The organism is Paenibacillus sp. ACRRX (genome assembly GCF_022346885.1).
Taxonomy (GTDB): domain Bacteria; phylum Bacillota; class Bacilli; order Paenibacillales; family Paenibacillaceae; genus Paenibacillus_B.
On record NZ_JAKRNK010000008.1, the window covers coordinates 17127 to 37845 of the forward strand.

16 protein-coding genes are annotated in these 20719 nt (G+C 45.0%); 5 read left to right on the forward strand and 11 right to left on the reverse strand.

All coding sequences use genetic code 11. The features are described from left to right. Positions 1-3: 3 nt before the first annotated feature. On the reverse strand, positions 4-2337 hold the full coding sequence (locus tag MH117_RS20545; protein ID WP_239331965.1) for a sensor histidine kinase: 2334 nt from the start codon (positions 2335-2337) through the stop codon (positions 4-6). 218 nt (positions 2338-2555) lie between these two features. On the opposite strand from MH117_RS20545, the gene MH117_RS20550 reads away from it, so the two are divergent. Together MH117_RS20550 and MH117_RS20555 are read left to right on the forward strand one after the other, a co-directional pair. Then, positions 2556-2966, forward strand: coding sequence for a hypothetical protein (locus MH117_RS20550; RefSeq protein WP_239331967.1), 411 nt, complete (start codon positions 2556-2558; stop codon positions 2964-2966). Between the two features lie 10 nt (positions 2967-2976). Continuing rightward, positions 2977-4041 (forward strand): phosphodiester glycosidase family protein, encoded by a 1065-nt coding sequence (locus tag MH117_RS20555; protein WP_239332381.1) that lies wholly within the window; start codon positions 2977-2979, stop codon positions 4039-4041. Positions 4042-4406: 365 nt separating this feature from the next. Here MH117_RS20555 and MH117_RS20560 read toward each other — a convergent pair whose 3' ends face one another. Beyond that, positions 4407-4655, reverse strand: a complete 249-nt coding sequence (locus MH117_RS20560; RefSeq protein ID WP_239331969.1) for an AbrB/MazE/SpoVT family DNA-binding domain-containing protein — start codon at positions 4653-4655, stop codon at positions 4407-4409. Positions 4656-5085: 430 nt separating this feature from the next. Next, a complete protein-coding gene (trmL, locus tag MH117_RS20565) occupies positions 5086-5550 on the reverse strand; it encodes a tRNA (uridine(34)/cytosine(34)/5-carboxymethylaminomethyluridine(34)-2'-O)-methyltransferase TrmL (protein ID WP_239331971.1) in 465 nt (154 codons plus the stop codon). A gap of 163 nt (positions 5551-5713) precedes the next feature. Here trmL and MH117_RS20570 point away from each other — a divergent pair, with 163 nt between their 5' ends. From MH117_RS20570 to MH117_RS20580, 3 genes are all read left to right on the forward strand, one after another. Continuing rightward, positions 5714-6163, forward strand: coding sequence for a MarR family winged helix-turn-helix transcriptional regulator (locus MH117_RS20570; protein WP_239331973.1), 450 nt, complete (start codon positions 5714-5716; stop codon positions 6161-6163). Next, complete coding sequence (locus MH117_RS20575; RefSeq protein ID WP_239331975.1) at positions 6160-9321, forward strand: MMPL family transporter; 3162 nt, start codon at positions 6160-6162, stop codon at positions 9319-9321. The genes MH117_RS20570 and MH117_RS20575 overlap by 4 nt, the downstream gene beginning before the upstream one ends. Before the next feature lie 218 nt (positions 9322-9539). Then, positions 9540-10250, forward strand: a complete 711-nt coding sequence (locus MH117_RS20580; protein WP_028546081.1) for a response regulator transcription factor — start codon at positions 9540-9542, stop codon at positions 10248-10250. 240 nt (positions 10251-10490) lie between these two features. On the opposite strand, the gene serC is transcribed toward MH117_RS20580, so the two are convergent. The 8 genes from serC to MH117_RS20620 all read right to left on the reverse strand — a co-directional run bounded on the left by serC (position 10491) and on the right by MH117_RS20620 (position 20651). Continuing rightward, entirely contained in the window at positions 10491-11585 is a 1095-nt protein-coding gene (serC, locus tag MH117_RS20585) for a 3-phosphoserine/phosphohydroxythreonine transaminase (protein ID WP_239331977.1), read from the reverse strand. Between the two features lie 516 nt (positions 11586-12101). Further along, complete coding sequence (gene glnA / locus MH117_RS20590; protein ID WP_239331979.1) at positions 12102-13526, reverse strand: type I glutamate--ammonia ligase; 1425 nt, start codon at positions 13524-13526, stop codon at positions 12102-12104. Between the two features lie 288 nt (positions 13527-13814). Continuing rightward, on the reverse strand, positions 13815-14876 hold the full coding sequence (gene aroF, locus MH117_RS20595; RefSeq protein ID WP_239332383.1) for a 3-deoxy-7-phosphoheptulonate synthase: 1062 nt from the start codon (positions 14874-14876) through the stop codon (positions 13815-13817). Between the two features lie 302 nt (positions 14877-15178). Then, the gene (locus MH117_RS20600; protein WP_239331981.1) at positions 15179-15640 is read right to left on the reverse strand and encodes a DUF2062 domain-containing protein; all 462 of its coding nucleotides are present in this window, start codon (positions 15638-15640) and stop codon (positions 15179-15181) included. A 39-nt stretch (positions 15641-15679) separates the two neighbouring features. Next, a complete protein-coding gene (locus tag MH117_RS20605) occupies positions 15680-16624 on the reverse strand; it encodes a 4-hydroxy-3-methylbut-2-enyl diphosphate reductase (RefSeq protein ID WP_239331983.1) in 945 nt (314 codons plus the stop codon). Between the two features lie 58 nt (positions 16625-16682). Then, positions 16683-18149 carry a sensor histidine kinase gene (locus MH117_RS20610; RefSeq protein ID WP_239331985.1) on the reverse strand — a complete coding sequence of 489 codons (1467 nt, stop codon included), beginning with the start codon at positions 18147-18149 and terminating at the stop codon, positions 16683-16685. 3 nt (positions 18150-18152) lie between these two features. Then, complete coding sequence (locus MH117_RS20615) at positions 18153-18839, reverse strand: response regulator transcription factor (protein ID WP_028546074.1); 687 nt, start codon at positions 18837-18839, stop codon at positions 18153-18155. A 159-nt stretch (positions 18840-18998) separates the two neighbouring features. Then, positions 18999-20651, reverse strand: coding sequence for a S1C family serine protease (locus MH117_RS20620; RefSeq protein WP_239331987.1), 1653 nt, complete (start codon positions 20649-20651; stop codon positions 18999-19001). Between the last annotated feature and the right edge of the window lie 68 nt (positions 20652-20719).

Here is a 20719-nt window from a genome sequence, read left to right on the forward strand (position 1 = left end):
GAATCAGCCACCAATTGTGTAGGTTGAAATTTCGGTACTTTTTACCATTGGCAGGCGAATCTGGATTTTGGATCCATTACCATCTGTGCATAACGCCTCCATCGTTCCATCCAATAGCTGAACCCTATTCCTGAGCTGCATAAGTCCATGTGCAGAATCGTTCGGCTCCATAGCTAACTTGGCAGCAAATCCTACACCATCATCCACATACAACAACTCCCAGTTGTCATCTACTTGCTTGAATGACAATTGAAGCAAAGAGGCATACGCATGCCGCTTGCCATTGTGCAGCAATTCCTGTGCCATCCGAAATACATGACGTTTCCAATCTTGAGATTGAGCCTCCAGCAATTCGGCACTGCCAATCTCCATCTGAACAACTGGCATCTTCTCCGCAAATTCACCCTCTATCCAAGATCGCAGCGCATGCTGCAAACCTACCGTCTGGATTAGTGTAGGCCGCAAACCTGAATTTAGATGCTGCATATATAAACTCACATCTTCCAAATTGCGCTGGATATGCTCCATCCCTGCCTGCACCTGTTCGACATCTTCTAAAGCTTTTGTTTCCTCCATCATAATTGCCATATCATGCAGCGGCTTCATTGCCTTCTGCTGAATCGATTGTGCTACCAACCCTCTGTTCTTTTCCTGCATATCAAACAGTAAGGAAACCATGCTCTGCTCAATCGTGTCATTTTTATTGGAATGATGATATTGCAGATCTGTTAGCTGGCTTTGCAAGACTCTGGCCCGATAAATATGATTTAAGCTGATCGATAAATAAGTTAATACATGTTCCATCCACTGCTTCTCTTCCCGATTCAGCTCAGCCTTGGAAGAACGGCGCTCGATAACGATGTAATATCTATTCTCTACTTCCAAATTGATATCAAACCAGAACACATAAGGATGCTGGAAATTCCCTTTTAAGAGCTGTCTTTTAAGTAAATCAGCCTCCATCTCGCCCTCCATTATGATGTCGATGGCGCCATGTCGGTCTTTGCGGACAATAGCAGCAGCGTTACACGTCAATGTGTCAACGATAACACGCAGCACTTCTTCGTTCCAGTCTTCACGATGCTGAATGTAGCCAAGCCGAGAAGCAATACGCTTTAACGATTGATCAAGTTTAGTCTTGCGAGGAAACAATACTTCCTCCAGCTTGCCGCACGAATATTCAATCGTAAACATGAAGGTCGTAACAATAAATAGAATGAATAAAAATGTAAATATCTGAACAATCATCGACTCTTGGTCGCCGAATACAATCGCGTCCCATCCCATAATAATCGCGCTGGGAACTACAGCAATGAGACCAATTGTGAGTACACGCTTCATAATGACACTTATGTCATGCAAGCCGTAAAAGGTCGTGAGCCAAGCCAGCCCCATCATAAACATGATTCCAAACCAACCCGATATGAGCGGAGACACCAAAGGGAGTCCTGAAAAAATATTGGGCACAAAGGACAGGCTGACAATCGGCATAAATGCAATCCCAACACAAAAAGAAATCAGCGTTAAAGCTGACGTAAAATAAGTACGCTCATGTCGGTATTTGAAATACAGTCTAAACATAAACAGTACATTTACAATCGCAATTAACACAAAGAAAAAGTATGTAAATACATTATCAAATTTGTAGGCTATGTACGTGCGATCAGAAACCATATATACCCACTTCACAATCGAACATGTAAAAATAAATGTGTACAAGCCTTTGATATACTTCGTTGACAGCACCAAGCTCGCCTTCTCTTTAATATAAAGATAGACGTAATGTAAGAACATCACCGGAATTAGCATCAGTCCCGTAAACATTAGCCAGTAACTAAGCACGTCTCCACGTAAAGATGCTCCATAACACAAATAAATCAAACCCATCATAAAAAATAAACAAGCAAGCATCTTGCCCGCAGTTGACCCATCTCTTCGCTTGAGCAGCAGCCACCCGATAGTAAACAACACCATCTCCGTTATAATTGGCATAAAATCATACAAAGGATGCCGTTCATTCTGATCGAGGCGAACCGTTAGAACTTCTCCTCCCCGCGCCACAACGACAGAATTGGCTTGTTCAAGCTTATGCCATTTCTTCACTGGCATATGTGCCTCTGGCACATGTCCGTTAATACGGATGATATGATCGCCGATACGAAGCTTTCGCATATCAAATTGTTCTGTGGTCGCAAAGCGCGACACAACCCATGCATGGTCTTGTTCCTTTACGTGCACGCCAATATACGGATACTTGATAATCACAAATAACAACCATATTTGTACAATGGCTAAGCCTACAATCCCCCACTTGCGTAAACTGGTAAGGTTTATCATTTCTCTCTATTTCTCCATGTCTGTTTATATCAATCTATGAAACTTTAGTCTCAGCTATACCCGAAATTTGATCTAATTCGATTGTATCGAACGCTTTCCGATATAGCAATAAAGCGAATTTTGTCATTTTGCCCCGACTTGACAGTCATGATAGAATAATAGAATGTATTTTAAGTACTGGGTCTAATTGGATAGACTCTTGTTCGAGGTGAAGATTGATGGAACCTACTTTGGAACCCGGTCGCGAGTCATCTCGCCGTACCCGAACGAAGGCGAACGGAGCCCCTGCAAAATGGTTTTTGCTATTTTGGTTCGTCATGATCGGAATCGGCGTAACCGCGACGTATTATTACAGCCAGCACATCAAAGTGACGATGTTGACTCAATTGGAAACACAGACAAATGCCCAGATTCAAGCGGTTCAGAAAACCTATCAGGAGCAATTGCACAAGTTGGAAACCAAGCTGGTTGAAATGCAAAGTAAAATCGATTCATTTAACGAGTTACTGACCTTTACAAAAGATAACGCTTCTAATAAGACAGATAACAGTAACAAACTGTACACGCAGCTCAATGAAGTAAAGAAGCAGTTGGACACGTTAAAGAAAAAAATGGATTTGCTTAAATAAGTGAGGCGAAATAGATATGAAAGTAAAATTCGTCAACCGCTTGTTTATGATGACAACCGCACCGTTCCTCGGTCTGATGCTGTGGATGGTCTTCTCTTCCTTAACAGTATCTGTAGAGCTTACTAACGCTAAACCAGTAGAAATAAACACGTGGAACACAGCTTACGACCACGTAACCGAGGGGTTGGATCAAGCAGGGAAGACGGCACAATATACAATTGATGCTGTCCGCCGTGTCTCTGTCCTGTACAAGCAGACGACTTCAACGATGAACGATATTGTATACACAGCATCTAAACAAGCCAATCGCCCGGAGACGATCTACAACAAACGGATATCCTCCAAACTTGGAGCGCCAATCGATCATATCGAGAGCGATAACATACGTGCCGAGTTATATGCGATTAATCAGGCTACATATAATGGTTATGCAATGAAGGTTAAGCTGAAAGAACAGAAAGCTATGAAAATGACACTTGGCAAGGATAAATACGGCGGATCAGAAACGACGATGCAAGCCGTGAAGCGTTATGGCGCAGTTGCTGGCATCAATGCTGGTGGTTATGCCGAAGGTCGCGGCAATCGCTATCCACTTGGAACAACGGTTCTGAACGGAGACTATGTGAGTGCCTTCGAGCCAAGCTTCAAAGATCTGGCTTTTGTCGGACTTGATACCTTAGGTCGGCTGATTGGCGGCAAATTTTTCGACAAGACGCAGCTTGATCAGAAGAATCCGAAGTTTGGAGCTACCTTTGTTCCACACCTGTTGAATAACGGCAACAAGCTTACAATACCCGATAAGTGGAAAGCACCCAATCGCGCTCCGCGTACGACCATCGGCAACTACAAAGACGATCAGCTCTTGATTATGGTTATTGACGGCTACAATGAAAATGGCGGATCAGGTGCAACGCTTGAAGAGATGCAGCAGAAGATGATTAATTTAGGTGTTCGTGATGCCTATAATTTGGATGGCGGGGGCTCCTCATCACTCATCTTTAAAGGACGGGTTGTGAATCACCCTTCTGACGGCGAGCTGCGTCAACTGCCTACGCACTTTTTATTTTTTGAATAGTTTAGCGTAATTTTCTTATTTACCCAAATGAAAAGCAGTTATTATAACACATCATCCATTGACTGACTGTACCATAATTCACACCTTTTTCATTTCCTTTTTGGAATGTATTGGGTATAATAATAGTAGTCTATTGGAGGTGTGCGCATCATGTCTCTTACGTTTTGGATCATTATGTTAACTCTTGCATTGTTTATTACAGCCATGCTCACATCTGGCTACAACGAAGACAAGACAAAAGGACTGTAGTCCATACTTACGCAGAAGCCTCCCATAATCATAGGGGGGCTTCTTTCGCTATTATCCCATGGACAGCACGAGGGCATCACGTTAGTGATGCCCTCGTGCCCCCTATGTCGTCAACACTAACGCACCAGATGCGTCATGTCAGTCATACATTGTGAACATATGTAACGCTCTTTGAATTCGGCAACGCCATTCATAGAGCCACAGAACACACATTTTGGACGATATCGCTCTAAAATAATATGATCGCCCTGGACCAGAATTTCGACAGGATCCCCTTCATTCATTTGGTAACGCTTTCTAAGCGATTTCGGAAGAACAATTCGCCCCAGTTGGTCGACTTTACGGACAACACCGGCAGGTTTCATCAGTTACACCTCTCTTGTATATTCGTCTCCTCATGATTACCCTAGAGAACTCTGCCCCTATACCCTATTATTTTCGCTGTATTATTCATAATTCCTGCTGAAAACTGTCAAAATAATTAGTTTTTATTCAGTTACTGTCATAAAGTTGTTTTTGTCTTTTGACTACCTCTGCTGCGCATCATGCCGAATAATATCCAGTGCTGCTCAAGCAAAATACAGCCAATCACAAGTGATTGGCTGTATTAGCATGAATGCAAATGAAAAAAGTTGGCCAAGCTCCACCGATTTCTGATTATTGACCACTATATAATTACCGGGCTGCGTCCTAACACGATGTCTATTAAGACTATCCTAATCGTCACCCGAAGCCTGGAATAACAACTCACTGCATCGCATATATTCGTTACGCCGCTCACGGCGGTCGCAAGGCTTATTCCATGCCTGGATAATTCAGCTGTCTTAACGCTTCATAGACAATAATCGCAGCCGAATTAGATAAGTTAAGTGAACGTACCTTGTCTGTCATCGGCATACGAATGCAGGTCTCTCGATTAGCCTCAAGCAATGGTTCCGGTAATCCCTTTGTTTCTTTGCCAAATACAAAGAAATCTCCGTCCACATACTCAAAGTCGCTATATCGCTTGTCCGCTTTGGTTGTCGCATAAAAAAAACGCGAATCTGCGTAACGATCCCGTACTTCAGCAAACGAATCATGATATTCAATGTTAACTGCATGCCAATAATCCAAGCCTGCACGCTTTAAAGTTCGATCGTCCGTATTAAATCCGAGCGGTCTGACCAAATGAAGGTGTATGCCTGTTGCTGCGCATGTTCGTGCAATATTACCTGTATTAGCCGGAATTTCCGGTTCCACTAGTACGATATGTAGAGCCATCTGATGTGTCACCTCACAATTATTCCTTTCTATTATACACCAATCTGAGATTTGCCAAATAGCTCTGCCTAAGCGGTACCATTTGACAATCAAAATTCACCACGATATAGTTCTATTATCGAACTATTCGATAATAGAACTATTAGAAAGGAAGTCACTTCCCTTGACCTTTAATCCGCAGCAACTTATCCAACGGTACATGTCTGCGCAATCGACCGTGATAAAGCAGCTATTTCAACAGCTTGACAGTTCCACACCTAATACAATGACACCAGAACAGTTCCAAACCATATGTATTATCTATGATCAGGGAACATGCACGCCGACTTATCTCGCAGACACGTTAATGGTCGGCAAAAGCTCAATTACCGCCATTGTCAGCCGACTAGCCGATAGGGGGCTTGTAGAGCGCTCCCGTGATGATTCTGACAGGAGGCAAGTCTATTTATCACTCACCGAAGCCGGCCAAGAAACTTACCAGCACATGTCTGGCAAAGTGCATGCCATTGTATCTTCTTATTTAGTTCATTTTCAAGAAGAAGAAATTGAATCGTTCATTAGCAAGTTTGAAAGACTGGCTACATTAATGGCAGAAGGAAGTGACACCAAATGAGAACCATACTGAAAGCAAGATGGGCCATTATGGCTATCTGGATTGTGGCAGCAATTGCCTTATTTATGACGGCCCCCTCCCTTAGTGAGCTTGTAAAAGAAAAGGGTACTATTCGTGTCCCGGATGGTTATTCTTCGTCCAGAGCCCAGGAGATCCTGGATGAAGTAGCCGCAGCAAATGGGGACTCTCACAAGTCTCAAATCGCGCTATTATTCCATAATCCAAACGGGCTATCAACGGATGAGAAACAAGAGGTCAATCACACGTTGACAATGCTTGCAGACAGCAAAGCAAAGCTGCACATTATATCCATGCTTAACCCATTTGAACAGCCCGAATTAGCGGATAAACTTATATCCAAAGATGGCAAAACGATTTTAACCTCCCTCACCGTTGACACAGGCAGCGTCAGTTCACAAGAGGTGAAGGAAGCAATCTCTACTCAACTAAACGACGTTAGAGTTGAGCATTACATGACAGGCCGACAACAAATTGATCACGATCAGATCGAAAGCTCACAAGCAGGCTTGAAAAAGTCAGAGTCCATTACAGTTATCTTTATTTTGCTTATATTATTTGTAGTTTTCCGGTCGTTTGTAGCTCCGTTTATTCCCCTATTGACGGTAGGGCTGAGCTACATTGTATCCCAATCCATCGTTTCTTTTCTGGTCGACAGTACTGATTTCCCGTTATCTACCTTTACCCAGATCTTTATGGTTGCGGTTCTCTTTGGGATAGGTACTGATTATTGCATTCTCCTAATCAGCCGTTTTAAAGAAGAGCTGGCACAGCACGAAGATACTTGGGAAGCCATTATCGCTACCTATCGTACCGCTGGCAAGACTGTTTTGTTCTCTGGACTCGCCGTACTGGTTGGGTTTTCCGTTATTGGCTTGTCACAGTTTATCCTGTACCGTTCTGCGGTTGCGGTTGCCATCGGGATTGCTGTGATGCTGCTTGCACTTGTTACGGTAGTGCCCTTCTTTATGGCAGTGCTGGGCAAGAAGCTATTTTGGCCAACTAAAGGCTCGCTTGAGCACAAGGAAAGTCGTATCTGGGGTGCCGTCGGCAGCTTCTCCCTCAAGCGTCCGCTGGCCGCTTTCTTGATTGTTGCCGCTGTAACTGTGCCGTTCTTGATAACCTATAGCGGTCAGGTATCTTTCAACAGCTTGGAGGAGATCGGTGACAAGTATGAATCTGTCAAAGCCTTTAATCTTATTTCGCAAAGCTTTGATCCGGGTGAGTCTATGCCTACTCAGGTCGTGATTAAGACGGCCAATCCACTTAAGGAAACCGAGTACATGGCATTAGCGGAGAAAATGAGCCGCGAGATCATGAAGGTGGACGGTGTATCAAGCGTGCGCAGCTTGAGTCGGCCTGCCGGCGACGAGATTCAGGATTTCAAGGTTGCCGAACAAGTTAAAAGCTTGGAAAGCGGTCTAAAAGAAGGCAACAAAGGCATCAATGACATCAAGTCTGGACTGTCGGAGGCTAACAGCCAATTAACAAAAAATGAGCCTCAGTTAAAAAAAGCAGCTTCCAGTACAGATAAATTAACTGACGGAACAAAACAATTAACATCTGGCATTACTCAGCTTCAAGGTGGACTTTCGCAAATTCAGAAAGGGATAGCAGATGGTTCGATGGGAGCTGGTCAGCTTAAGCAAGCGCTGCAGCAGGCCAAAGCAAGCGCACAACAGCTTGCACAAGCTCATGAGAAGCTGCTGCAGAGCTACCAGCAGCTTGGTGGTGGAATGGTGCAGATGAGCAATGGCCTAACTCAAATGCAGCAGCAAGTAGAGGGGGCAGCCAAGTCGCTGCAAGGGCTGGAGCAGCATTTCACCAGCTTGCAAAGCCGTTACCCTGAGCTGCAGCAGGACCCTGATTATGTGACGATTCATGCAACAGTCACCCAATCTGGCAAGGGAATTGGTCAACTTGGTGCTGCGTTAGGTCAAGTGCACAGCCAAATGCAGCAAATTAGCGGTGGCATGAAGCAGGCCAACGATGCCTATACACAAGCTGCTGCCGGTCAGAGATCGCTAGCCAGCGGACTTGATCAGCTTATTGCCGGTATCAGCAAGCTGGAATCCGGCTTGAATCAAGCCGCTGCTGGTCAAAGCCAGATTATCGGCAAGTTGCCAGGCATCGTGCATGGCCTCGAGCAGCTTCAAGATGGTCAAAACCAGATTGGCCAAGGTTTCACCCAATTGACAGGACAATTGACTCAGCTCACCAACGGTTTACAAAAGAGCGTGGACGGTCTCTCGCAAATCTCAGGTGGTCTGCATTCAGCCAACAATTATTTACAGCAAGTCGGAAGTACGGCTGACAACGAATTGGGAGGCTGGTTCGTCCCTGAGGAAATTGTACAAAATAAAGAATTTAAGCAAGCGCTGGATTTATATTTGTCAGCTGACCGTAAAGTAATGACATTAGACGTTGTATTCAGCGTGAATCCATACGGGACTAAAGCCATTGATTCCGTAAAAGAAGTGCAAGCGGCCGTCGACCGTGCCGTAAAAAACACAAAGCTTGAACAATCCGATATTGCCCTGGGTGGCGTATCCAGTACATTTGCCGACTTAAAGCAAATTTCTGGCGAAGATTATACCCGTACTGTAGCACTAATGCTTATTGGCATCTTGTTGATTTTAATCCTATTGTTCCGTTCTATCGTTATGCCGTTGTATATTATTGCATCTTTGCTGTTAACCTTCTTTACCTCAATGGGAATAACAGAGCTTGTATTTACAAATATTTTGGGTTATTCCGGCGTGACATGGGCAACTCCTTTCTTTGGATTTGTAATGCTGATGGCACTCGGCGTTGATTACAGCATCTTCTTAATGGATCGTTTTAATGAAAATAAACATTTAAGCGTTAAGGATGCGATTTTGTTTGCCATGCGTAATATGGGACCGGTTATTATATCCGCCGTTATCATTCTGGGCGGTACATTCGCTTCATTCTACCCGTCAGGCGTGTTATCTATGATGCAGATTGCAACCGTCGTATTGTCTGGCTTATTGCTTTATACCTTCCTGCTGCTGCCATTTTTCGTACCGGTTATGGCAAAAATGTTTGGCGCAGCCAATTGGTGGCCTTTCGCTCCCAAATCGGAGCACGCTGACAAAAGTCAAAAAATAAGCGCGTAAATGGTACAGTTTATGTTTATCTAGCAAGGGGTAAGCAAGCATCGGCCCAGGCCAATGTATGCTTACCCTTGTTTTTTCAATTTTCTTGCTATTAAAATTACATATTTTACACCCATTTTACGTTAGTTTAATATGACGCTGATAAACAGGTTGCATAATAAGAATATCAACTGCAACTTAAGCGTTTATTATGAACGTAAAATCTGGGGAGGTACGTGATGAAGTCCAAAATACTGGTCGTCGACGATGAGCCATCCATCTCGACTTTGATTGAATACAACTTAAAACTAGCCGGTTATGACGTGCTGTGCGTATACGACGGAGAAGCCGTATTTGATGTCCTTTCCACGTTCCGCCCTGATCTAATCGTGTTAGACCGCATGCTCCCAAAGAGTGACGGACTTGAAGTATGCCGCAAGTTGAGAGATCACCAGAACATGGTGCCTGTTATTATGCTAACGGCGATGCAAGACGTCGGAGACAAAATTGCAGGTCTTGATAATGGCGCTGACGATTATATGACAAAACCCTTTAGTCCTCAAGAGCTCATCTCACGTATACATGCCGTAATGCGTCGCATCCAATCACTCCCGCCTTCGGACGATGGACGAATATATAGTATTGGGCACTTGAGTGTGTTAGCCGATCAACGTGAAGTAATGCTAGATGGACGTTCCGTAGAATTAACACCTAAGGAATTTGAATTGCTTGTCTTCCTTTGCCGCCATCGCGGAAAAGTGCTAAGTCGCCAGCAGCTGCTGCATGGCGTATGGGACTATCATTTCTTGGGCGATACTCGAATCGTGGACGTACACATCAGCCATCTCCGCGATAAGTTGGAGAAAAATGCACGCAATCCAGAATACATCATGACAATCCGTAACGTTGGTTATAAACTGACAGAACCGTCCAAGAAACATTTGGCATAATTGTATTACATTCTCGTCCTTATACGTATTCCTCTCATTTTCGATATGAAGCCCGTTGGCCCCCCCGAGCCAGCGGGTTTCTTTTCATTTCAGCACATCACATTGTATTCTTCCATCACATCACAGGCTGCTTTGAACTCCATGAATGCCAAATGACCCGATAAGGGGAATCCTGCCGTTTGTAGCAGACTTCCTCTTTCGGGCCACTGAAAAGGGTAAAGCAAATAATTTAGCCTTTAATTAGCTGTTCTTTTGTTGAAAATGGTTCATAAACTGGCTCAAAGCAGCACAGTTCTCATGTGGAACGGCATTATAAATCGATGCACGCAAACCACCAACGCTGCGATGGCCTTTGAGGCCGATAAAGCCTTCCTGCTCCGCTTCTTTAGCGAAAAGCTTCTCCAGCTCTTCCGTTCCTAAGCGGAACGTCACGTTCATGCGAGAACGGCTGTCTACCGCTGCAACGCCTTTGTAGAACCCGCCGCTGCCGTCAATTGCATCATAGATCAGCTTTGCTTTTGCTTCGTTAGCTTCTTGAACAGCTTGTAAGCCACCACGCGCTTTAATCCATTGAAGAACCAAATTAACGATATATACTGAGAATGAAGGTGGAGTGTTATATAAGGAATTGTTTTTCTGATGAATACTGTACCGCAGCATCGTAGGAATCGTCTTCGGGCTGTTCGTTAACAGTTCTTCCTTAGCAATTACCACTGTTACACCTGAAGGACCCAGATTCTTCTGTGCACCGGCATAGATCATCCCGAACTTCGACACATCAAGCGGTCGACTAAGAATATCACTGGACATATCCGCAATCAGCGGCACCTCTCCGGTGTTCGGAAATGACTGGAATTGTGTACCTTCAATCGTCTCATTAGACGTTACATGCACATAAGCAGCATGTTCAGGTACCACAATGTCAGCGACAGCAGGCACACGTGTAAATTTATCAGCCTCCGTTGAAGCGATTACTTGTGTTTCCCCTACCAGTTCCGCTTCCTTAATCGCCTTTACGGCCCAGCTTCCCGTATTTACATAAGCACCGATCTTGCCTGGTGTCAGCAGATTCATCGGAATCATCGCAAACTGTGTGCTGGCTCCCCCTTGCAAGAACAATACATCGTACCCATCAGGAATGCCTAGCAATTCCTTTAGCAAGTCCTTCGCTTCATTGTGTACGCCCTCGTAGACTGGTCCACGGTGCGACATTTCCATGATCGACATGCCGTTGTTGCGGAAATCAACGAATTCCGTCTGGGCACGCTCCAATACTTCGAGCGGTAGTGCTGCCGGTCCCGCATTAAAGTTGTAAGCTCGTTGACGTTGTTCCATACGGTTCTCCCCACCTTCATCTTATTTCTCATCTCATATTTGCATCATACGTATGAAATATTATTTGTAATGATAGCAGGTAACGCAATCCCTATCAAGTTAATAGTACGAAAAAAAACTAGCGATATAACAGATTTCATTCGGAAATGAGGCATCATATTTACAATTTCAAAGTTATTCCTGTAATTTTCACACCATTTTAAAATAACATTGTGAAATTAAATACATTACATACTTCCTGCTGCACGCTCTTTGGCCTCTATTTTGTACCATCTCCATCTCCAGCCCCCATGCCCTTGCAGCACTATATCCATATTTTCGTAATCCCCCGAGACCGTTTTATCAATCTCCAGTTACGACTCGGACCTAATGGTTTACGCACGCAGGATACGAAAAATGTTGATGGAATGCTATCTATAATCTCATCGAGCCCCCCCCTCTTCGCTTCGCCCTTGCTCGCTAACACAAATAGACAGAACACGCCTTTGAAGACGCGCCCTGCCTATTGAGTCGCTATTAACAGTCGAAGTAAAGATTGTACTCTTGTGGATGGATACGGATTGCAACAGATTTCGCTTCCGAACGTTTAACGGCAATGTAGTTGTCGATAAAGTCTTTTGTGAATACGCCACCGTCTAGCAAGAATTCATGGTCAGCCTCAAGCGCATCAAGCGATTCTTCCATCGTTCCTGGTACGCTGCGAATCTCTCTCTTATCAGCATCAGATAATTCGTAAATATTTTTATCAAATGGGCCGTACCCAAGCGCACTTGGATCCAACTTTCGCTTAATGCCGTCCAGGCCAGCCATCAACATCGCGGCAAACGCCAAGTATGGGTTAGCAGTGGAATCTGGCGTACGGAACTCAATACGACAGCCTTTAGGTGTAACAGCAGCCACCGGAATACGTACCGCTGCGGAGCGGTTCCCCTTGGAGAATACCAAGTTAACCGGAGCCTCATAGCCAGGCACTAGACGCTTAAAGGAGTTCGTGCTCGGATTCGTAATGGCAAGCAGCGCAGGAGCATGGTGCAAAATGCCCCCAATATAGTGCAGTGCCATTTCACTGAGGTTTCCATACCCGCCTTTTTCATAGAACAATGGTGTGTCACCGTCAAAGATTGATTGATGAACGTGCATGCCGCTGCCATTGTCCCCAAACAACGGCTTTGGCATAAATGTTGCTACTTTGCCGAATTGGCGAGCAGTATTGTGAACGATATATTTATATTTCATCAGGTTATCAGCCGTACTTGTTAACGTATCAAAGCGGAAGTTGATCTCACCTTGGCCTGCTGTGGCTACTTCATGGTGATGACGTTCAACGCGCAGTCCTGCTTCTTGAAGCAGTCGGCACATCTCACTGCGCAAGTCCTGCTGTGTATCTACCGGAGCTACTGGCACATATCCACCTTTTGTGCGGACCTTAAAGCCCAAGTTGCCGCCTTCTTCTTTACGGTTTGTATTCCAGGAAGCTTCTTCGGAATCTACATAGAAGGAAGAGCTGTTCATAGAAGTTTCATAACGGACATCATCAAAAATAAAAAACTCGGATTCAGGGGCGAAGTAAGCAGTTGTGCCTATGCCAGCCGTTTGCAGAAACTCCTCCGCTTTCTGAGCGATACTACGTGGATCACGCTCATAACGGTCTCCATCTGGAGTATGGATGTTGCACATTACGATTAATGTGGCGTGTGCTGTAAATGGATCAACATATACCGTCTCTGTATCCGGCATCATAACCATGTCGGATTCTTCAATACCACGGAAGCCTTGAATGGAGGAACCATCAAATGCTACTCCATTAACAAAAGTATCTGCATCTACTTCCGTTGCCGGCAAGCTAATGTGGTGAGCTTTGCCGCCCAGATCCACAAAACGAAAATCTACATACTCAATCTTTTTTTCCCGAATCAATTCCAACACTTGGTTCACCGACATGTTAATTCCTCCCCAAAATCCGAACATTAACCATCCAATTGACGTTAATTGTTCAACATCGTTTTTATATTGTTGTCATTATAAATCCAGAAATTAAATCTCGTCAATACTCATGTCAGGTATTTTTTTATTTCATGTAAGGTATACTGACATCAATAAAATAATTTCCTTTTTTACCTTAAAAAGAAAATAAACTTCTGCACGTTATTTGTCTCTAACCAAACAAAAATAACCGCCCTTGGCTGCTGCCAATAACGGTTATCTTATGATAAGATTCATCATTACCTTTTATTTTTTCCAACTCTCAAATGCGGATGCTGGTTGTTTGGCTGTTGCAAATGTACTGCCGCACAGCGGTGCTAACTGTTCCAATTCTTTCAGCAGACGCGCGAATTGATCAGGGAACAACGATTGCACACCATCTCCAGTCATCGAATTGTCAGGATCTGTATGCATCTCAATAATGAGCCCATCCGCCCCAGCAGCAACTGATGCTTTAGTCATCGGTTCAACGAGTTCACGCCGCCCCGTTCCATGACTAGGATCAGAGATAACCGGCAGGTGAGTCAGTGACTTCATGACTGGAATAGCGCTAAGATCCAACGTATTACGCGTGTAACTCTCGAATGTTCGAATACCACGTTCACAGAGCATAACGTTCGGATTGCCCCCAGCCAGAATGTACTCTGCTGCATTCAGCCATTCGTCATAGGTGCTGCTAAAGCCGCGTTTCAGCAGAACTGGACGATTCGTCTCCCCAAGCTTGCGCAGCAGATCAAAGTTCTGCATGTTCCTTGTGCCTACTTGCAAGATATCAGCATACTCTGCACACACATCCACATATTCTGGTGTCATCACTTCCGTAATGGTAAGCAATCCATGCTTGCGTCCCGCCTCAGCCATCATGATAAGCCCTTCTACGCCTACCCCTTGGAAACTATAAGGACCTGTCCGTGGTTTAAAAGCCCCACCGCGCAATATTTGACCACCGGCTGATTTGACCAAACGAGCAATCTCATCGATTTGCTCTGCGGATTCTACAGCACAAGGTCCACCCATCACAACAAGTTCGCCACCCCCGATACGTACGTCACCGATCTCAATGACGGTATCTGCCGGATGGAAGTCACGGCTTGCCAGCTTATAGGACTTCGATATCTTCACAACGTTCTCTACGCCATGCAATTGACGCAGATGTTCTGCAATTGGAGGTTCTACGGTACCAATAATACCTATAACGGTACGATCTGTGCCTTTAGAAATATGGGCTTGCAGCCCTTTTCCTTCAATATAACTAACAATTTCCCCCATGCGGGCTTCCGATGTATGATTGGATACGATAACGATCATAGCATTCCCATTCCCTTCTTTTACTTCCATACTTAAACGCTTGTTCGCGTCTATGCTTTTATCCATTAAAGAAATGATACCTCTATTTATCTTTTTCGTCAAGCTATTCCCTCCTACCAATCCATATCACCCTCTGAATTGTGAACAAGCCGTCATATTTAATATGTAACCTCATGTGTTAAATCCAACTTCATAGCTATGAAAAAAACGGTCGCGCATAACGGGGACAATATATCCCACATCATGCACGGCCCGTTTTCCTATAAGCCTTGCCCTTTATTATCCTAAATCAACTTATCTGCTTACGTCGGCATACGCTGCAATCTTCGTTTCTCACGACGACGCTGTTGCAGCAATTCCAGCCCTTTCTTAACAGGCAAATACATCATAAACGCCAAAATACATCCGTCAATGATCCCACCGACAATAAGGTGCAAATTTATCGTCATCAGATGGTTCAACCAATGCGGAATCCCATGAAAATGAACTACAAAATGTTCAGGCAGCAGCCAATGCCCCACCCGTTCATTGAGTACAGCCACCGGGATATAAATAATTTTACCAAAAATAAATCCAACCAGTGCCGAAGCCATCCGCCCGCGCAGCATATAAACAAATGGAAATATTAAAAAAAATGCCAAGCCTGCTGTCGGCAGCGTAAACATCTCAATGGCAAGACCAATGCTAAAACCTTTTGCTACAGCAGAAGCGCTGCCGTTAGTCCGCATTAGCTTAAGTGTCTGATACTTCAACCATCTTTTCATGACAGAGACCTCTTTTCGGCGCCCTAGTTGATGCAAGAATTAGGATTTGTCTCGGAGCCGAGGAAGCAGCTTGCTCATATTGACGGTCCGCTTCTTCTCCCATGTGGATTCATCGGCTGGATCGTACTGCTCCAGAAACTGCACCACTTCCTTCGTAATCGGACTTGGTGTAGACGCTCCTGATGTAACTCCAACGATCTCGATGTTGTTCAGCCACTCTAAATTCAACTCCGACAAGTCCGAGATACGATGGGCAGGCACTCCCGCTATTTCTTCCGAAACCTGTGCAAGACGGTTCGAATTGTTGCTGCGCGGATCACCCACCACAATCAACAATTCACATTCGTGCGCTTGATCAGCAACAGCCTGTTGTCTTTCTTGTGTCGCCATACATATTTCATTATGGATTTCCGCTGTCGGAAATTTCTGAATGAGCCGATTCATAATATGCTTGATATCCCATTGACTCATCGTTGTCTGGTTCGTAATAATGATCCGCTCTGTATCAATCGTTAAAGAATCAATCTCTTCTTCTCGTTCGATCAAATGAACGTGAGCAGGAGCAACACCAATGGCACCTTCTGGCTCAGGATGGCCCTTCTTGCCGATATAAATAATATCATAACCATCTGCAGTCTTCTCACGAATCAAGTCATGAGTCCGCGTCACGTCTGGACACGTCGCATCAACGGTAGTCAGGCCTTTCTCTCTTGCCTTGCGACGCACTTCAGGTGAGACACCATGAGCTGTAAATATAATCGTCCCTTTATCTACCTGATCCAAAATATCCAAACGGTTCGCACCATCAAGCGTAATAATACCTTCGTCTCCGAATGCATCCGTGACATGACTATTATGCACTATCATACCTAATATATAAATCGGTCGCGGCAAGTCCAGATTGCGAGCTGTCTGCTGCGCGATAACCATCGCATCCACAACACCATAGCAATATCCTCGCGGCGTTATCTTATGAACCTTCATGATGCACCTACTTTCTAACGGATAAGATCCAGTATCACTTTTAGTGAATACTTCTCTATTATACTGGATCTACCTTATCCACGTCGACAACTGCAAGTGGCAGCCAGATAAGGAAGGTCGTTCCTTCACCCGGTTTTGTCACTACCTCGACTGAGCCTTTGTGTTCATCGATAATCCACTTCGCGATCGATAACCCCAATCCTGTTCCAGATGTTACCCCACGCGAGACGTCAGCACGATAGAAGCGCTCGAAAATATACGGTACTTCCTTTTCATTCATGCCTATGCCGGTATCTTTAATCTTAATGCCTACTTGACGATCCAAAATGACAGCACTTAATATGACAGAGCCGCTTTCTGTATATTTAAATGCATTTTCAATAAAAATGAACAACATTTGCTGCAAATAATCTTTGTTGCCGTACACAGCCACTTCTTTCAGGCCTGCTTCCTCTTCAATAACCCAATCCGCCTTACGAGGCAAAAATTGGGCACGGCGTACAACATCGTCAAGCAGCGGCTTCAACTCCAAATACTGCTTCTCCATCGTATATCCCGCATCTGCACGAGCAAGTGACAGCAGATCGTTCACCAATCTTGTCATCCGCCGTGACTCATCTGCGATATCGCTAAGCGCCTCAAGCGACATAACTTCACGCTCCTGGGCCGACAGCGGAGTCGCTTGGGACTGATTCACCCACATCTTTTCGAGGAGATCAACATTCCCCCGGATCGTCGTTAATGGTGTGCGCAGCTCATGCGAAGCATCTGACACAAACCGCCGCTGAGCACGATAGGCTTCATCCAGCTCATTGTAGAACGTTTCCATCCGACCTAGCATGCTGTTGATCGTTTCGGTGAGCTGTCCAATCTCATCCTCCGGCGCGCCTTCGCGCGGAATACGCATGCTAAGGTCCGTCCCTTTCTGAATCCGGTTAGTAGCTTTGATGACGTTCTCGATTGGCCGCAGAGACTTTTGAGCAAGAAATAGCCCTAGCGAGAAGGCCAGCACAACCGTCACCATAGATGAGATGATAAGAATACTGCGCAGTTCCCTGAAAAATCTAGCTTCTTGTCCAGTATAAGACAGTACTTGAATAGCACCGACAATCTGACTCTTGATTGTAATCGCTTGTTCATAGATCAGAAATTCATTGCCTCGAATATCAACGGTCCGATAGCCGTCTCGAATGTCGCGCGGAGATTTCGGCGGCTTAAGCTCGATACGACTTGCAATCATTTCGTCTGACTGCTTGACACTTCCGTTCGTATAATTGGTAAGCTGCGTAAACAACGCTTCATTAACAAGACGGTTAGCATCCCGAGGTGTTACGTCAAAGTCAAGACCATTTTGAAAGTCCAGCGTTGGAAGAATGGTGATCTGATTCACCGTGTCACTAATGCGCTGTTTGATATCCCCGTATATTTTGTAATCAACGAATGTATAGATGGAAATTCCAAACAAAAACAACGTAAACGCCAATAACGCGGAATACCAAACGGTTAGCCGAAGACGAATCGACATCCGTTATGTGTCCCCTCTCAACACGTAGCCAGTACCACGAATCGTCTGTATGATTCGTTTTCCGCTGTGTTCCTCTGTTTTTTGTCTTAACATGGCAATATATACTTCGAGTACGTTGGACTCACCACTGTAATCGTAACCCCATATTTTCTCCATAATGACATCTCGAGGAAGAACTCGCTTTGGGTTCTGCATAAAGAGGTGCAGGAGCTCAAACTCCTTCGCTGTCAACTCAATCATATGATTGCCGCGTTTGACTTCACGTGTATGCAGATCCAATAACAGATCCTCGTATGCAAGACGATGGTTGCCGCCTTCGCTGTCTGTCCGACGTCTAAGCAGAGCACGTACACGTGCAAGCAGTTCTTCCAAAGCAAACGGCTTGACCAAATAGTCATCTGCCCCTAAGTCCAAGCCTTTCACACGATCCTGCACTTCATCTTTAGCAGTCAGCATTAATACAGGCACTGAGCTGCCCGCTTCTCTCATCCTGCGCACAACTTCCCAGCCATCTACTTCTGGCATCATCACGTCCAGCACGAGCAAGTCCGGCTCTCGCACAATCATCTCGCGCAGTCCCTCTGTCCCGTTAGAAGCTGTATTCACTTCAAAGCCTTCAAATACAAGGCCTCTTCGGAGCATGGATGTAATCTTCTCATCATCATCTACGATTAAAATGTAAGAGCGCATGTTCAGGCCGTCATCCTTTCACCGTTCCATCTTTTTCATCCTATTGTAACATGGACACGCTCATTTCAGAAAAGGAAGCGAAGAAAGTTCAATCCTCTCTTCGCTTCCCTGTCCCACTATTGTGTTTCCAAGATTAAATAGTCCTCACGCTTCCTATCCTTAAGGCTGTTCAATGTTTTCGAATTTATTTTTATCGCCAATCGTTACTTTAACATCCATCTTCTTGCCATCACGGTATACTTGGAACGAGACAACATCCCCGACCTTTTTCTTCTGGATCGCTTCAATTAGTCCCTCTTTGTTTGTTACGGCTTTACCTTCGATGCCCGTAATGACATCGTATGCACGCAGGTCACCTTTATAAGCAGGTGAACCGTAAAGGACATTGGCTACCAACGCCCCGTCCATGCTTTCGATTCCGATTTTTTTAGCGATTTCGTCAGTCATCGTCATCAAGGTAGCGCCGATGAATGGACTTGGCTCTTTAGGAATTTCTTTGTTTGCTTTCAGGTTCTCGACAACTTTGTTGATCACGTTGGATGGAATCGCAAACCCAATACCTTGCGCCTGCTTACTCACCGCAACGTTCATTCCGATCACTTCGCCTTTCATATTCAGCAGTGGACCACCAGAGTTGCCTGGATTAATAGAAGCGTCCGTTTGCAGCAAATGTTCATATTGGCGCGTCGTACCATTGTCATCAATATTAATCGAACGCTCTTTGGCGCTTAAGACACCTGTAGTTACGGTATGATCAAATCCCGACGGGTTACCAATGGCAACCATCTGCTCCCCAACTTGTGCGGCATTCGAGTTCCCAAGCTTTAACGTTGGGAAATCCTCGCCTTTAATTTTCAGAACAGCCAGATCAAGGTCCTGACTCTTTCCGAGCACCTCTGCTTCTAGCGGCTTTTCATACCCTTCAACAGTAACTTGAACCATCTCTCCGCCTTCTACCACGTGATTGTTCGTTAAAATATAACCACTCTTATCAAAGATAAATCCAGTCCCGATGCCAAGCGGCTGCAGCTCAGATTTAGGTGCAGTGCCTTCCGAACTGTTATTGCCGCCATTTCCTCCATTACCGCCATAGTTGTCACCGAAAAATTGCTTAAAGAAAGGATCATCCATCCAAGGGTTCGAAGAACCTACTCCTCCGCCTCTTCTTGCAGAAGCATATGTCTCAATCTTAACAACTGCCGGACTAGCTGACTTGGCAACCTCTGCTACGGACGAAGCTCCATTCGGGAATGGGGTTGGTGTATTATTCACAACCGTCTGTGCCGCCTCACCGGAATTATTGTTATGACTCGCAGCTTCACCTGTAAATAAGTTCGTACGATCTGCTGCATACATCAATGACGTAATTACGATCATTCCCGCCATAAAGGAAGCAAACATGGCCTTAAACGACGTCCCTTTGCGCTGAGGCTTCTGATTGTTAAAATTCCAGTTCCCCGGCGGCGCCGTCCCTGGCCCCGCGCTTGAAGCGTCAGTACCACTGCCGTATTGATTAAAAGTTTGGCGTGTAGCACTTGAAAACGGCAGCGGCTTCACTGGATTAGGCGGTGTAACTTGAACGTCACTGGATGCGCCGTATGCATCTCTTGAGGTTGTTGACGCCGTGTCTTCCGAATTAACCGACTGATAAGGACCATAGGCATAGTAGTAGGATGAATGTCCTTGCTGAGCATCACCTTGCTTGCTTGCTGCTTGCTCCTGTTCTGCCTGCTGCTGTTCATTAGATGCTTCAGATGCTGTATGTTTCAGTTCCGACTCGGAATTAGAAAATGGTTTGCGATTGTCTTCCATAAAGAACCCCTCCCACGATGTTCAATATCATTATTGTTATTGTCTATAACGTTATGTTCTTATCTTGC

Bases quoted from the DNA above. Each gene is read 5' to 3' on its own strand.
- MH117_RS20545 (WP_239331965.1), bottom strand. From the start codon at position 2,337: ATGATAAACCTTACCAGTTTACGCAAGTGGGGGATTGTAGGCTTAGCC.
- MH117_RS20550 (WP_239331967.1), top strand. From the start codon at position 2,556: ATGGAACCTACTTTGGAACCCGGTCGCGAGTCATCTCGCCGTACCCGA.
- MH117_RS20560 (WP_239331969.1), bottom strand. From the start codon at position 4,655: ATGAAACCTGCCGGTGTTGTCCGTAAAGTCGACCAACTGGGGCGAATT.
- trmL (WP_239331971.1), bottom strand. From the start codon at position 5,550: ATGGCTCTACATATCGTACTAGTGGAACCGGAAATTCCGGCTAATACA.
- MH117_RS20575 (WP_239331975.1), top strand. From the start codon at position 6,160: ATGAGAACCATACTGAAAGCAAGATGGGCCATTATGGCTATCTGGATT.
- MH117_RS20580 (WP_028546081.1), top strand. From the start codon at position 9,540: ATGAAGTCCAAAATACTGGTCGTCGACGATGAGCCATCCATCTCGACT.
- serC (WP_239331977.1), bottom strand. From the start codon at position 11,585: ATGGAACAACGTCAACGAGCTTACAACTTTAATGCGGGACCGGCAGCA.
- glnA (WP_239331979.1), bottom strand. From the start codon at position 13,526: ATGTCGGTGAACCAAGTGTTGGAATTGATTCGGGAAAAAAAGATTGAG.
- aroF (WP_239332383.1), bottom strand. From the start codon at position 14,876: ATGATCGTTATCGTATCCAATCATACATCGGAAGCCCGCATGGGGGAA.
- MH117_RS20600 (WP_239331981.1), bottom strand. From the start codon at position 15,640: ATGAAAAGATGGTTGAAGTATCAGACACTTAAGCTAATGCGGACTAAC.
- MH117_RS20605 (WP_239331983.1), bottom strand. From the start codon at position 16,624: ATGAAGGTTCATAAGATAACGCCGCGAGGATATTGCTATGGTGTTGTG.
- MH117_RS20610 (WP_239331985.1), bottom strand. From the start codon at position 18,149: ATGTCGATTCGTCTTCGGCTAACCGTTTGGTATTCCGCGTTATTGGCG.
- MH117_RS20615 (WP_028546074.1), bottom strand. From the start codon at position 18,839: ATGCGCTCTTACATTTTAATCGTAGATGATGATGAGAAGATTACATCC.
- MH117_RS20620 (WP_239331987.1), bottom strand. From the start codon at position 20,651: ATGGAAGACAATCGCAAACCATTTTCTAATTCCGAGTCGGAACTGAAA.